The sequence below is a fragment of the Streptomyces kurssanovii genome, assembly GCF_040677245.1.
Classification (GTDB): domain Bacteria; phylum Actinomycetota; class Actinomycetes; order Streptomycetales; family Streptomycetaceae; genus Streptomyces; species Streptomyces kurssanovii.
Window position 1 is genome coordinate 23,422 of the sequence record NZ_JBFAQK010000014.1, and the last position, 12,115, is coordinate 35,536.

General features: G+C 70.7%; 13 protein-coding genes. 10 read left to right on the forward strand and 3 right to left on the reverse strand.

From position 1 onward, the window contains the following. The first annotated feature begins 24 nt into the window (after positions 1-24). Entirely contained in the window at positions 25-975 is a 951-nt protein-coding gene (nudC, locus tag AB0K36_RS13040) for an NAD(+) diphosphatase (RefSeq protein WP_364592462.1), read from the forward strand. A 175-nt stretch (positions 976-1,150) separates the two neighbouring features. Here the strand turns inward: nudC and AB0K36_RS13045 are convergent, their stop codons facing one another. Beyond that, entirely contained in the window at positions 1,151-1,393 is a 243-nt protein-coding gene (locus AB0K36_RS13045; RefSeq protein ID WP_149547526.1) for a mycoredoxin, read from the reverse strand. Positions 1,394-1,546: 153 nt separating this feature from the next. Between AB0K36_RS13045 and AB0K36_RS13050 the strand changes: the two genes are divergently transcribed. The 5 genes from AB0K36_RS13050 (at position 1,547) to AB0K36_RS13070 (ending at position 5,425) form a co-directional block, all read left to right on the forward strand. Next, complete coding sequence (locus tag AB0K36_RS13050; RefSeq protein WP_364592466.1) at positions 1,547-3,778, forward strand: ATP-dependent DNA helicase UvrD2; 2,232 nt, start codon at positions 1,547-1,549, stop codon at positions 3,776-3,778. Between the two features lie 164 nt (positions 3,779-3,942). Further along, complete coding sequence (locus AB0K36_RS13055; RefSeq protein WP_364592468.1) at positions 3,943-4,269, forward strand: hypothetical protein; 327 nt, start codon at positions 3,943-3,945, stop codon at positions 4,267-4,269. A 170-nt stretch (positions 4,270-4,439) separates the two neighbouring features. Then, positions 4,440-4,808, forward strand: a complete 369-nt coding sequence (locus tag AB0K36_RS13060; protein WP_364592471.1) for a WhiB family transcriptional regulator — start codon at positions 4,440-4,442, stop codon at positions 4,806-4,808. Continuing rightward, complete coding sequence (locus tag AB0K36_RS13065) at positions 4,805-5,128, forward strand: putative WhiB-interacting protein (RefSeq protein WP_364592474.1); 324 nt, start codon at positions 4,805-4,807, stop codon at positions 5,126-5,128. The genes AB0K36_RS13060 and AB0K36_RS13065 overlap by 4 nt, the downstream gene beginning before the upstream one ends. Before the next feature lie 96 nt (positions 5,129-5,224). Next, positions 5,225-5,425, forward strand: a complete 201-nt coding sequence (locus tag AB0K36_RS13070) for a hypothetical protein (protein WP_364592477.1) — start codon at positions 5,225-5,227, stop codon at positions 5,423-5,425. 45 nt (positions 5,426-5,470) lie between these two features. Here AB0K36_RS13070 and AB0K36_RS13075 read toward each other — a convergent pair whose 3' ends face one another. Both AB0K36_RS13075 and AB0K36_RS13080 read right to left on the reverse strand, forming a co-directional pair. Further along, a complete protein-coding gene (locus tag AB0K36_RS13075; RefSeq protein WP_364592480.1) occupies positions 5,471-6,859 on the reverse strand; it encodes an ABC1 kinase family protein in 1,389 nt (462 codons plus the stop codon). A gap of 45 nt (positions 6,860-6,904) precedes the next feature. After that, positions 6,905-8,062 carry a ThiF family adenylyltransferase gene (locus AB0K36_RS13080; protein WP_364592483.1) on the reverse strand — a complete coding sequence of 386 codons (1,158 nt, stop codon included), beginning with the start codon at positions 8,060-8,062 and terminating at the stop codon, positions 6,905-6,907. Positions 8,063-8,259: 197 nt separating this feature from the next. Here AB0K36_RS13080 and AB0K36_RS13085 point away from each other — a divergent pair, with 197 nt between their 5' ends. The 4 genes from AB0K36_RS13085 (at position 8,260) to AB0K36_RS13100 (ending at position 12,105) form a co-directional block, all read left to right on the forward strand. Beyond that, entirely contained in the window at positions 8,260-8,883 is a 624-nt protein-coding gene (locus AB0K36_RS13085) for a M48 metallopeptidase family protein (RefSeq protein ID WP_364592485.1), read from the forward strand. Positions 8,884-8,989: 106 nt separating this feature from the next. Beyond that, positions 8,990-10,636, forward strand: coding sequence for a TerD family protein (locus tag AB0K36_RS13090; RefSeq protein WP_364592488.1), 1,647 nt, complete (start codon positions 8,990-8,992; stop codon positions 10,634-10,636). 13 nt (positions 10,637-10,649) lie between these two features. Further along, positions 10,650-11,330, forward strand: a complete 681-nt coding sequence (locus AB0K36_RS13095) for an AIM24 family protein (protein ID WP_189466112.1) — start codon at positions 10,650-10,652, stop codon at positions 11,328-11,330. A 19-nt stretch (positions 11,331-11,349) separates the two neighbouring features. After that, entirely contained in the window at positions 11,350-12,105 is a 756-nt protein-coding gene (locus tag AB0K36_RS13100; RefSeq protein WP_364592492.1) for an AIM24 family protein, read from the forward strand. The last annotated feature ends 10 nt before the right edge of the window (positions 12,106-12,115 follow it).

Sequence of the window (12,115 nt, forward strand, 5' to 3'; positions counted from 1 at the left end):
CGCCCCGGGGGAGTTGGAAGAACCGTGAGCACCCAGAGCTACGCCGATGCCGCAGGCCGTCCCATCGGTCTCACCGCGCCCAGCGGCATCGACCGCGAGGCGCACAACCGTCTCGACGAGGCATGGCTGGCGGCCGCCTGGAGCCATCCCACAACCCGTGTGTTCGTCGTCTCCGGTGGCCAGGCACTGATCGACGACACCCCCGACGGCCGCACAGAACTGGTCATGACCCCGGCCTTCGAGGCCCCGGTCACCGAGACCCACCGCTACTTCCTCGGCACCGACGAGGACGGCGTGCGCTACTTCGCCCTCCAGAAGGACGCCCTGCCGGGCCGCATCGACCAGTCGGCCAGGCCGGCCGGGCTGCGCGAGGCGGGGCTGCTGCTGTCGCCGCGCGACGCCGGGCTTCTGGTGCACGCGGTCGCCCTGGAGAACTGGCAGCGCCTGCACCGCTTCTGCTCCCGCTGCGGTGAGCGCACCGTCATCGCCGCCGCCGGACACATCCGCCGCTGCCAGGCCTGTGGCGCCGAGCACTATCCCCGCACGGACCCCGCCGTGATCATGCTCGTCACCGACGACCAGGACCGCGCGCTGCTCGGCCGGCAGGTGCACTGGCCGGAGGGCCGCTTCTCGACACTCGCGGGCTTCGTCGAGCCGGGGGAGTCCATCGAGGAGTCGGTGCGCCGCGAGGTCCGCGAAGAGGTCGGCGTCGGCGTGGGCGAGGTGGAGTACGTCGCCAGCCAGCCGTGGCCCTTCCCCTCGAGCCTGATGCTGGGGTTCATGGCCCGCGCCACGACCTCGGAGATCCAGGTCGACGGCGAGGAGATCCACGAGGCGCGCTGGTTCTCGCGGGAAGACCTGCGGGCCGCGTTCGAGTCCGGGGAGGTGCTGCCTCCCTACGGGATCTCGATCGCGGCCCGACTGATCGAGCTCTGGTACGGCAAGCCGCTGCCGAAGCCCGGGGACGTGGTCTGAGGCCGGGACACGCTCCACGGCCCGAACGTGCTCCGAGCTCCGGGACGTGCTCCAGGCGTGTCACGGCCGCGCGGCCCCGGCCGGACGCACGACAGCCCCGGCCGGTCCGGCCGACCGGGGCTGTCGCTCGGTCGAACCGGACCGCCGGGGCCGACGCTTGGTCCGGCCTCGGGGGTTAGACGCCCACCTTCTGCTTGACCTGGGCGAGAGACGGGTTCGTCAGCGTCGAACCGTCGGCGAAGAGCACGGTGGGCACCGTCTGGTTGCCCCCGTTGGCCTTCTCGACGAAGGCCGCCGACTCGGGGTCCTGCTCGATGTTGATCTCGGTGTACGCGATGCCCTCACGGTCCATCTGGCTCTTCAGCCGACGGCAGTATCCGCACCACGTGGTGCTGTACATCGTCACAGTGCCCTGCATCGTCTCTTGCTCCTAGGTCTCGGGGCCGGGGGGTGTCATCACCTCGGGCTAGAACGTACGTGACGCGGTAACGATTCCCGCGCCCGGTGTGACGCGGATCCGTGCGGTGCGACGCGCATCCGTACGGTCGTCGGCGCGCAATTCGTACGACTGATGGGGCAGCCCTGTGGACAACCGCAGCATCCGCCCCCGGCGACCTGGCAGCATGGCGGGGTGACAGCAGCAACGCACTCCTCTCTTTTCCCGCAGGTCCCCGAGTCGGCGGACGCCGTGCTCGACGGGCTCGATCCCGAGCAGCGCGAGGTGGCGACCGCCCTGCACGGTCCGGTGTGCGTGCTGGCGGGAGCCGGCACGGGCAAGACCCGCGCGATCACCCACCGCATCGCGTACGGGGTGCGGGCGGGCATACTCCAGCCCGCCAGTGTGCTGGCCGTCACGTTCACCAACCGCGCCGCCGGTGAGATGCGCGGGCGGCTGCGCCAGCTCGGCGCGGGCGGCGTCCAGGCGCGTACGTTCCACTCCGCCGCCCTCCGCCAGCTGCAGTACTTCTGGCCCAAGGCGGTCGGCGGCGAGATGCCGCGTCTGCTCGAGCGCAAGATCCAGCTCGTGGCCGAGGCCGCGGCCCGCTGCCGGATCCGCCTCGACCGCAACGAGCTGCGGGACGTGACGGGAGAGATCGAGTGGGCCAAGGTCACCCAGACCGTGCCCGCCGACTACCCGGCCGCCGTCGCCAAGTCGCTGCGCGACGCGCCCCGCGACCCGGCCGAGATCAGCCAGGTCTACGCGATGTACGAGCAGCTCAAGCGCGACCGCTCGGTGATCGACTTCGAGGATGTGCTGCTGCTCACCGTCGGCATCCTCCAGGACCGGCACGACATCGCCGACCATGTGCGCCGCCAGTACCAGCACTTCGTCGTCGACGAGTACCAGGACGTCAGCCCCCTCCAGCAGCGCCTGCTGGACCTGTGGCTCGGTGACCGGGAAAACCTGTGCGTCGTCGGTGACGCCAGCCAGACGATCTACTCCTTCACCGGTGCCACCCCCGACCACCTGCTGAACTTCCGCACCCGGCACCCGGGCGCGACGGTGGTCAAGCTGGTCCGCGACTACCGCTCCACCCCCCAGGTCGTCCACCTTGCCAACGGCCTGCTCGGCCAGGCCCGCGGCCGCGCCGCCGAGCACCGCCTCGAGCTGATCTCCCAGCGCGAACCGGGCCCCGAGCCCTCGTACGTGGAGTACGCGGACGAGCCCGCGGAGGCGGAGGGCACCGCCCGCCGCATCCGCGAGCTGATCGACGCGGGCGTCCCGGCCGGCGAGATCGCCGTGCTGTACCGGATCAACGCCCAGTCGGAGGTCTACGAGCAGGCTCTGGCCGACGCGGGCGTCCCCTACCAGCTGCGCGGGGCCGAGCGGTTCTTCGAGCGGCAGGAGGTGCGCGAGGCGGGCATCGCCCTGCGCGGCGCGGCCCGCGCCGGCGGCAACGACGCACTGCTCGACGACGTGGAGGACCTGCCCTCCCAGGTGCGGGCCGTGCTGTCCACCAAGGGGTGGACCACGGAGCCGCCCGCCGGATCCGGTGCCGTGCGCGACCGCTGGGAGTCGCTTGCGGCGCTGGTCCGCCTCGCGGAGGACTTCGTGCGCGCCAGGCCGCAGGCGACGCTCGCCGATCTGGTGGCCGAGCTCGACGAGCGGGCGGCCGCCCAGCACGCGCCCACCGTCCAGGGCGTCACCCTCGCCTCCCTGCATTCGGCGAAGGGCCTGGAGTGGGACGCCGTGTTCCTCGTCGGGCTCACCGAGGGCATGATGCCGATCACCTACGCCAAGACGGACGAGCAGGTGGAGGAGGAGCGCCGGCTGCTCTACGTGGGCGTGACCCGTGCGCGGCTGCATCTGTCGCTGTCGTGGGCCCTGTCGCGTGCGCCGGGCGGCCGTGCCTCCCGCCGGCCGACCCGCTTCCTGAACGGCATCCGCCCGGGCTCCGCCGCGGCCGGACCGCGGACCGCGGGCGGCGCGGGCGGTGTCGAGCGTGGCGGCGGACGTCGCAAGCGGCGCGGCCCGGTGCTGTGCCGGGTCTGCGGCAAGACGCTGACCGACGCGGGCGAGATGAAGCTGATGCGCTGCGAGGACTGCCCCTCGGACATGGACGAGGCGCTGTACGAGCGACTGCGCGAGTGGCGCTCCGAGCAGGCCAAGGAGCTGGGCCAGCCCGCGTACTGCGTCTTCACGGACAAGACGCTGATGGCGATCGCGGAGGCCGTGCCGGGCACGGAGGGGGAGTTGGCCGGGATCTCCGGTGTCGGCGGCCGCAAGCTCGATCGGTTCGGGGCCGATGTCCTGGCCATCTGCGCAGGTGAGGAGCCCGGCGAGGCCGACGAGGAGGACTGATACAAACTCGTCGAAAAAATGGTTTGCGCGCGCCCGGGCCGGACCCATAGGTTCTTAACCACGAAGAACAGCGGCTTCTCTGAAGCCCTGTCTTCGTGCTGTACTTATCCGAATAGCGTGACCGGCCCGTCCGGTCCTCGAGACGCCGAGAGGAGGCGATTCCAGTGATCAGCATCAAGACCAGCTTCATCAGCACCGCCAAAATGACCGATCGCTCGGTCGTCTCCGCCTGCTCGCTCGGCTTCTCCTCCGCGTTCCTCGGCACCGGTATGTCCGGCATCTCCGCCGTGCTTCCCGTGTCCGGCCTGGGCGGCCTGCCCGTCCTGGAGCGCAATGAGCGACCGACCAAGGCACTGGAAGCAGGAGTAGCAGCGGCAGAGGCTCAGGCCTATGCCTTTGCGGCGGCCAGTGCCGAGACCGAGCAGAAGACGACGCAGCACCACACGAAGTGGGCCTTCCGCGGGCTCGAACCCTGGAGTGATCCAGCCTGATACGGCATCAGGCCGGCGCCTTCAGGGCCGCGGAACCCCACCCGGGATCCGCGGCCCTTCTGTTTTCCCCAACGGGAGAACAGTGCGAAGGGGCCTCGGGACCAGAAGCACCCGGTACCAACTGCCACCCGGCCGACCGGCCGGAACGACCAGACGAGGAATCACACACCGTGCAACTCGAAGCGCACGCCCCGTCCGTACCGCCTTCCGAGACCACCTCCCCGCCCGTCCGTACCGAGGACTCCGCCTTGACTCCCCTGACTGCGCTCACCGCGCTCGACGACGCCATCGAGAACCTGGGCGTGCCCGTCCCGTGCCGTTCCTACGACCCGGAGGTCTTCTTCGCCGAGTCGCCGGCCGACGTCGAGTACGCCAAGTCCCTCTGCCGCACCTGCCCGCTGATGGAGGCCTGCCTCGCGGGCGCCAAGGAGCGGCGTGAGCCGTGGGGCGTCTGGGGCGGAGAGCTCTTCGTCCAGGGTGTCGTCGTTGCCCGCAAGCGGCCGCGTGGTCGCCCGCGCAAGAACCCGGTTGCGGCATGAACGCCATCGGAACCATCGATCGACCCGTCACGCACGACCCCCAGAAGCAGGCCCCTATGACCTCTTCCACGAGCGAGCCCCAGGGCTCCGCCACCCCAGCTTTCATCACCATCGGCGCGAACGCCTCGCGTCAGAACAGGACCCGCGAAATGCAACTCATCCCAGAAGCCCTGGCTCGCGCGCATATGAACGAGCGCCTGCGTGAAGTCGACGCGGAACGCCAGGCCGTGCGCCTGGTCGCCGCCCGACGCATGCAGCGCCGCGCCGAGCGCGTGTCGATGCGCGCGCGCCGCGCACTGGCCATGGCCGTCATGCACTGACGGCGAAGCCGTCCACGCGGGGGCCGGTCCTCAAGGACCGGCCCCCGCGGTGCGTTGTGACGCGCACGCGCCGCCGGACGGCGATATCGTCGCGAGGTGGACCAGGACAGGACTCCCCACCCCGAGCAGCCGGGGGACGAGGGCATCGTGTGCGCCGGCTGCGGCAAGGTCGCCGAGGGGCCGCCGGTGACCTGGACCTGCTCCGTGGAGCACGGCGTCCGCCACTACCTCTGCGAAGACTGCGCCCGTGACAACATCCGGGCGATCGAGGGCCGGCTCGACCCGCAGTGGTGGTGACCGTCTCCCGACTGCTGTCGGGCCGCCGAGCGGCTCCGGGTGCCGTCAGGCTCCCGCCTCCAGTACGGCGGCGCCGTCCGTGCCCTCCTCCTCCGCCTCCGCGGCGTCCCCCACGACGAAGCCGGGCAGCCACTCCTCGAGCTCGCCCCGGAGCCGCACTGTCGCGTTCAGCTGGCAGAGCACGCCGATCGTGCTCAACGTCACACGGTGTATCAGCAGATACGCGGGCGGCAGGTTGAGCTGCTTGCCGAGCTGGTGAGCGGGGGAGCGGACGTCGGCGATCCGGGCGGCCTGGGTGCGCATCCAGCCGCGGGTGAAGGTGAATTCCTCCACTTCGGCCGGCTCGATGATCGGCAGCAGGTAGTCGAGCACCGCCTCGGGGTCGAGGTCGATCGACTCCTTGACGAACCCCTCTTCGCACAGCAGTCCGTAGACGGCCTCCGCCTCGCCTTCGAGGGTCATCCGCAGACATGCGCCGATGGTTTCCGGAAGCCCGCCCGGCAGCCGGTCCACGGTGCCGAAGTCGAGGACACCCAGACGCCAGCCCTTGCCGTCGTCGTCGGGAAGCAGGCGGAAGTTTCCGGGATGGGGGTCGGCGTGGAGAAGTCCCGTGCGGGCCGGGCCGGAGAAGAGGAACCGGGCCAGCAGCTGGCCCGCCCGGTCCCGTTCGTCGGGGGTGCCGCCGGAGATGACCTCGGACAGCGGTATCCCGTCGATCCACTCGGTCACCAGGACCTGGTCGCTCTGGTGGACCACGCCCGGCACCAGGACGCCGGGATCGTCCGCGAACTCAGCGGCGTGCTCCCGCTGGGCCTGGGCCTCCAGCGCGTAGTCGAGCTCTTCCGAGACACGGTCACGCAGCTCGGAGATGAGGGGCTTGATGTCCATGCCCGGAATCAGCGGCCCCAACAACCTCGCGAACCGGCTCAGTTGGGCCAGGTCGGACAGCAGGGCTTCTCCAGCTCCCGGGTACTGCACCTTCACAGCGACCTCGCGCCCGTCGTGCCACACCGCACGGTGCACCTGCCCGATGGACGCGGCGGCGGACGGCTTGTCCTCGAAGCTGAGGAACAGCTCACGCCAGTCCTCCCCGAGGCGCTCCTCGAGCACCGAGTGGACGGTCCGTGTCGGCATCGGAGGCGCCGCTTCCTGAAGCTTGGTCAGAGCGGCCCGGTAGGGACCGGCGATCTCCTCGGGCAGGGCCGATTCGAAGACGGACAACGCCTGCCCGAACTTCATCGCACCGCCCTTGAGTTCCCCCAGCACCTTGAACAGCTGCTCGGCCGTGCGCTGTTGCAGCTCCCGTGCCACGATCTCGGCGGACTTGCCGCCGATCCGTTTTCCCAGCCCCCATGTGGCGCGGCCGGCGAATCCCAGTGGCAGCGCTGCCAGCTTGGCGGTCCGGGTGACCGCCTTCCGGGGAAGATCAGACATGCGCCCCTCCAAATCCCAGACAGCGTGCCGCGTTTGCCGACGGCATCATTCCGCCGACCGCGTGTACCCGTTCATTGTGTCGTGTGCCGGACCTACTGCTGAGGTGTGCCTCCTCTCAGTTTTCCCCGCCGCACTGCAGGCACAGTCGAGGTGGGGTGCGATCCGTTCCGACCGCCAGGACAACTGCGGCAGCGAAACCTCCCATCTGGCCCCGGTGGTCACAGGCGCCCCGCCGTCGAGGAAGGACAGCGCGTGGCACGCAGCCGTCCCCGCCACGGCCGTCGCCAGGGCGACATCGCAGGCCGGCACGGTCCGGCGCCGCCCCGAGCGCCACTGCGCCAGCAGGCGCCCCCTTCCCGGGTCGAGCTCGGCCCGGCCCCGTTCCATGCAGCCCGCGCACGCCGTACATCCCGGCAGCACGAGGGGGCCGACGACGCCGGTGGCCTCCACAACGCCCGTATAGAGATGGGGAGTGCCGGTCGCGATCCATCCCTCCGCGTCGCTCGCGGCAGGGGCGTATGCCGCCAGCCCGTCGCGCGGAGCCACGACGACGAGGCTGAGGCCGGGCCCGCCGGCCGGGTCCTGGGCCTCCGCGGACCGCGGAGGCCGGTCGGGGGCCGCCCGCCGGACGAGCCGCCGGGCCGCGGTGTCCCTGCGCTGGCCGACCGCCTCGGCGGGCAGGCCGCCCGGTGCCACGTCACCCGGCTCGGTGATCCCGCCGTCCAGTACCTCCACCCTCCCCACGCCCGCGGCCGACAGCGTGGCGGCGATCGACGCCCCCACCCGCCCGGCTCCGCGGACCTGGACCCGTATCGCCCGCCTGGCCGCCACGAGGCCTGCCGCCCCGCCCGGTTCGGGATGGATCACGGACAAAGCGGCGATGTCGGGCCGCAGCCGGTCATGGGCCGCCGCCCGCTTGCGCAGCGCGGCGGCCGCGGGTCCTCCGCCCGTAGGGTCGTCGAGCAGCCCCGCCGCGGTCAGCCGGTGCACCAGGGCATCCGCCCGGCCGTCCGGCAGGCCCATCGCCCGCGCCTCCTCGCGCAGCAGGGGCAGGCCCCGGGTCCCGTCCAGCAGCTCCATCAGAGCACCGGTCGCGGTGTCGACCGGTCCCAGAGTCACCGCGTGCGCGGGCGTCACTCCGAACTGCACGCACTGGCGGTCCCGCCACGCCCGCCGCAAGGCAGGCTTCATCATCGGATGCATTCCGCTTCCCCCGTCGGTCTTTGTCCTCGGACCGTCTCCGAGCCGTTGTCAGAATGCGGGTCCTCGGCGAGGCGTGTGAAAAGTTGTCCACAGGTCCGGGGTATTAGTCGTTCAAATGGTGCAGCCATCGGGCGGATCAAGCGTGCGGCGTCCGGGGGACACGACTTCTCCCAGGGACAGCGGGTAACGTCGGGGCCGTGCCCGTCGACCCGCCCGCTCGCCTCGCTGGGGAGACCTCACCGCACGGCGCGGGAGGTCAGCAGCGCAGCGCGCAGCGTCCCCCGCCCCGCGGACCGGCGACGAGCGCGGTCGAGGTCCGCCGCAGCGCCCGGCGCAGCAGGACGGTCTCCGCCTACCGCGAGGGGGACCGCACCATCGTCCTGATCCCCGCGAGGATGTCGGAGGCGGAGGAGCGGCGCTGGGTGGGCGTGATGCTCGACAAGCTGGCCGCGCAGGAGAGCAAGCGGGTACTGGGTGACGTCGAACTGACAGAGCGTGCGGAACGGTTGTCCGCCCAGTATTTCGACGGGCGTGCCAGGCCCGCGTCCGTGCGCTGGGTGACGAACCAGAACACCCGCTGGGGTTCCTGCACTCCGGCCGAGGGCAGCATCCGGCTCTCCCACCGCCTGCAGGGCATGCCGGAGTACGTGGTGGACTACGTGCTCCTCCACGAGCTGGCCCACCTGCTCGTTCCCGGTCACGGCCCCCGGTTCTGGCGGCTGCTGGAGGCCTATCCCCGCACCGAGCGGGCCCGTGGCTACCTGGAGGGTGTCGTCGCCGCCGGCAGGCTGCCGCACCTGCCCGCCGAGCGCGGAGAGTGACTGTCGACGTTCCTGTACCGAATGTGTACCGGCTTGGCTCAATCTCACACCCAGCGGTTAGCCTGACGCGACGCATTCAATTCGGGATGGGGGACGGTCGTAACGCATGGCCAGGGAATTCCAACGCGGCCACAAGGCCAAGATCAGTGATCTCACTCCGGGAACGGATCTGTACGTAGGCGTGCAGATCGCGGCTCCTGGTCTGACCTTCGACATCAGCTGCTTCGGACTTGATGCCAACGAGCAGCTCTCCGACGACCGGTACTTCATCTTCTTCAATCAGCCGAAGTCGCCCGAGGAGTCCATCCAGCTGCTCGGCGCGCAGTCCGGCGACACCGAGTCGTTCCGCGTCACGCTCGACCGCATCCCGGCGAACATCCACAGGCTGTCCTTCACCGCCACGATCGACGGTGCCGGTCAGATGTCGCAGATCGGCCCCGGGTACATCCGCATCGTCGCAGGCGGCGAAGAGGTCGTCCGGTACGCCTTCACCGGCTCGGAGTTCACCACCGAGCGTGCCGTGATGCTGGGTGACTTCTACCTCAAGGACGTGTGGCGTTTCGCCGCCGTCGGCCAGGGGTTCGACGGCGGTCTCGAGGCTCTGCTGAAGAACTTCGGCGGCGAGGTCGCGGAGGAGGAGCCGCAGGCCGGTCAGCAACCGCAGGGCGCCGCGCCGTCGTTCGCCCCGCCCGCGCAGGGGGCGGCCCCGGCTCCGGCCTTCGGCGCGCCGCAGGCTCCCCAGGCGCCGCAGCCCGCGCCGGCCTTCGGCGCGCCGGCGGGCCAGGCCCCCGCGGCACCGCAGCCCCAGATGCACAGCGCCCCGACCATGGCCGCGCCGATGACGCCGCCGGCCGGGACCGTTCCTCCGCCCGCTCCGTCCCCGTACGGACAACCGCCGCAGCAGCCGCAGTACGGGCAGGTCCCCGGGCAGATGCCGGGTCAGATGCCCGGCCAGGTCCCCGGGCAGATGCCTCAGCCGGGCATGCCGTCGCCGTACGGCCAGCAGGCTCCCGCCCCGTACGGTCAGCAGCCCCCCGGCATGCCGCAGGGCGGGATGCCCCAAGGCGTACCCCAGGGTGTTCCGCAGGCCGGCGCCGGTCTGCAGGCGGCCCTGCAGCCGTACCGCGAGACGGCCACCGGCCAGCGGTGGACCCCGCAGAACCAGCAGCTCATGCGCGTCGACCTGACCATGGGCGGCATGCCCGTACTGGCGCGCCAGGGCAGCATGGTCATGTACCAGGGCAAGGTCGACTTCAGCTACAAGGGCGCCGGATTCGCGGGACGGGTCGTCGGGAACGCCACCGGCCAGGAGATGCAGCTGATGCGCTGCACCGGACGCGGGCAGGTCTTCCTCGCCGAGGACGGCTCGCACCTGCACCCCATCGAGCTGCAGGGGGACGGGATCTGCGTCTCCGCCGAGAACGTCCTCGCCTTCGACGAGTCCCTTCAGCACGAGGTCCGCCGCATCGAGGGCCACGGCATCCCCGGCGGCGCGCTGTTCACGATGATGTTCCAGGGCACGGGCACCGTCGTCGTCAAGACGCACGGCATTCCCGTCGTCCTGCCGGTCACGCCGACCACGTTCGCCGACTGCAACGCGGTCGTCGCCTGGTCGGCCGCCTCGCAGGTCATCCTCTCCAGCCAGGTCCGGCTGCGCCGCAACGCGTACCCGGGACACAGCGGAGAGACCGTGAACCTCCAGTTCCGGGGCGCCCCCGGCAACTTCATCGTCGTCCAGCCGTACGAGGTCTGAGGGAGCCCTGTCAATGAACCAGCAACTCGCGGGCTTCGCCCCGACCCCCATGGTCGCCCGGATGGAGAACCACGGCCGCACCATGCTCAAGGTCGCCATGAGCACCGGCCAGGACCTGTACGCGCGCACCGGCTCGATGGTCGCCTACGAGGGTTTCGTCCAGTACGAGCCCAACCCGCCCGCCGTCCGCCAGATCGCGGCCCAGTGGGTCACCGGCGAGGGCGCGCCCATCATGAAGTGCTCCGGTGACGGCCTGCTCTACCTCGCGGACTACGGCGCCGACGTGGTCGTCATCAACCTCAACAACGACTCCCTGTCGGTCAACGGCACCAACGTCCTCGCCTTCGACGCGCACCTCCAGTGGGGCGTCGAGAAGGTCAAGGGCCTGGCCAAGTTCGCCGGCCAGGGCCTGTGGAACGTGGAGATCGCGGGCACCGGATGGGTGGCCCTGACCTCTCGCGGCACGCCCATCGTCGTCGACTGCGGCCGTGGCGAGGACGAGACGTACGTCGACCCCGACGCGCTCGTCGCCTGGTCCCCGAACCTGAAGGTGAAGGGCAAGCGCAGCTTCAAGGCGTCCTCGCTGATCGGGCGGGGCAGCGGAGAGGCCTATCAGATGGCCTTCTCCGGCCAGGGCATCGTCGTCGTACAGCCGAGCGAGGACAGTACCGACCGCCTGCGGATCCGGCACTGAGGGGGAGCGGGAACACATCATGCAGAGTCCTCTTTTCAGCAACACAGAACAGCAGAGCCAGGACCGCTACGTCGTCCAGAACCCGCAGCTCCTGAGGGTCGCGCTGACCGGCCACGACGACGTCCTCGCCCGCAAGGGCGCCATGGTGGCCTATCAGGGGCTCGTCGACTTCGACGGCGAGTACCAGACGAGCAACCAGCGCAGGGCCCGCGCGAACACCGGTGAGGGCCTCGACCTGATGCGCTGCTCGGGGCAGGGCACGGTCTACTTCGCCAACCTCGCGCAGTACGTCCACGTGGTGGACGTCGACCAGGAGGGCATGACGGTCGACAGCTCCTACGTCCTGGCGCTCGACTCCACGCTGCACACCGAGGTGATCGCGGTGGACAGCCAGTACGGCATCTCCGGGTCGGGCAAGTACCAGCTCAACATCTCGGGCCGGGGCAAGGTCGCGCTGATGACCTCCGGCCAGCCGCTGATGATGCAGGTCACCCCGGACAAGTACGTCAACGTCGACGCGGACGCCATCGTCGCCTGGTCCTCGGCGCTGCGGGTGCAGATGCAGGCACAGACGCACTCCTCCGGTGTCCGCCGCCGCCGCGGCAACACCGGAGAGGGCTGGGAGCTCAGCTTCCTCGGCCAGGGCTTCGCCCTGGTCCAGCCCAGCGAGGTCATGCCGCCGCAGAACGCCGATCTCGGTCAGGGCGTGCGCGCCCAGTTCGGAGTCGGCCAGCACGGTGCCCACGCCCAGAACCAGAACAACGCCTGGAACTAGCGCCGAAGCA

Coding starts and splice junctions, on each gene's coding strand:
- AB0K36_RS13090 (WP_364592488.1), top strand. CDS start 8,990: ATGGCCAGGGAATTCCAACGCGGCCACAAGGCCAAGATCAGTGATCTC.
- AB0K36_RS13095 (WP_189466112.1), top strand. CDS start 10,650: ATGAACCAGCAACTCGCGGGCTTCGCCCCGACCCCCATGGTCGCCCGG.
- AB0K36_RS13100 (WP_364592492.1), top strand. CDS start 11,350: ATGCAGAGTCCTCTTTTCAGCAACACAGAACAGCAGAGCCAGGACCGC.
- AB0K36_RS13050 (WP_364592466.1), top strand. CDS start 1,547: ATGGGGCAGCCCTGTGGACAACCGCAGCATCCGCCCCCGGCGACCTGG.
- AB0K36_RS13075 (WP_364592480.1), bottom strand. CDS start 6,859: ATGTCTGATCTTCCCCGGAAGGCGGTCACCCGGACCGCCAAGCTGGCA.
- AB0K36_RS13045 (WP_149547526.1), bottom strand. CDS start 1,393: ATGCAGGGCACTGTGACGATGTACAGCACCACGTGGTGCGGATACTGC.
- AB0K36_RS13065 (WP_364592474.1), top strand. CDS start 4,805: ATGAACGCCATCGGAACCATCGATCGACCCGTCACGCACGACCCCCAG.
- AB0K36_RS13080 (WP_364592483.1), bottom strand. CDS start 8,062: ATGCATCCGATGATGAAGCCTGCCTTGCGGCGGGCGTGGCGGGACCGC.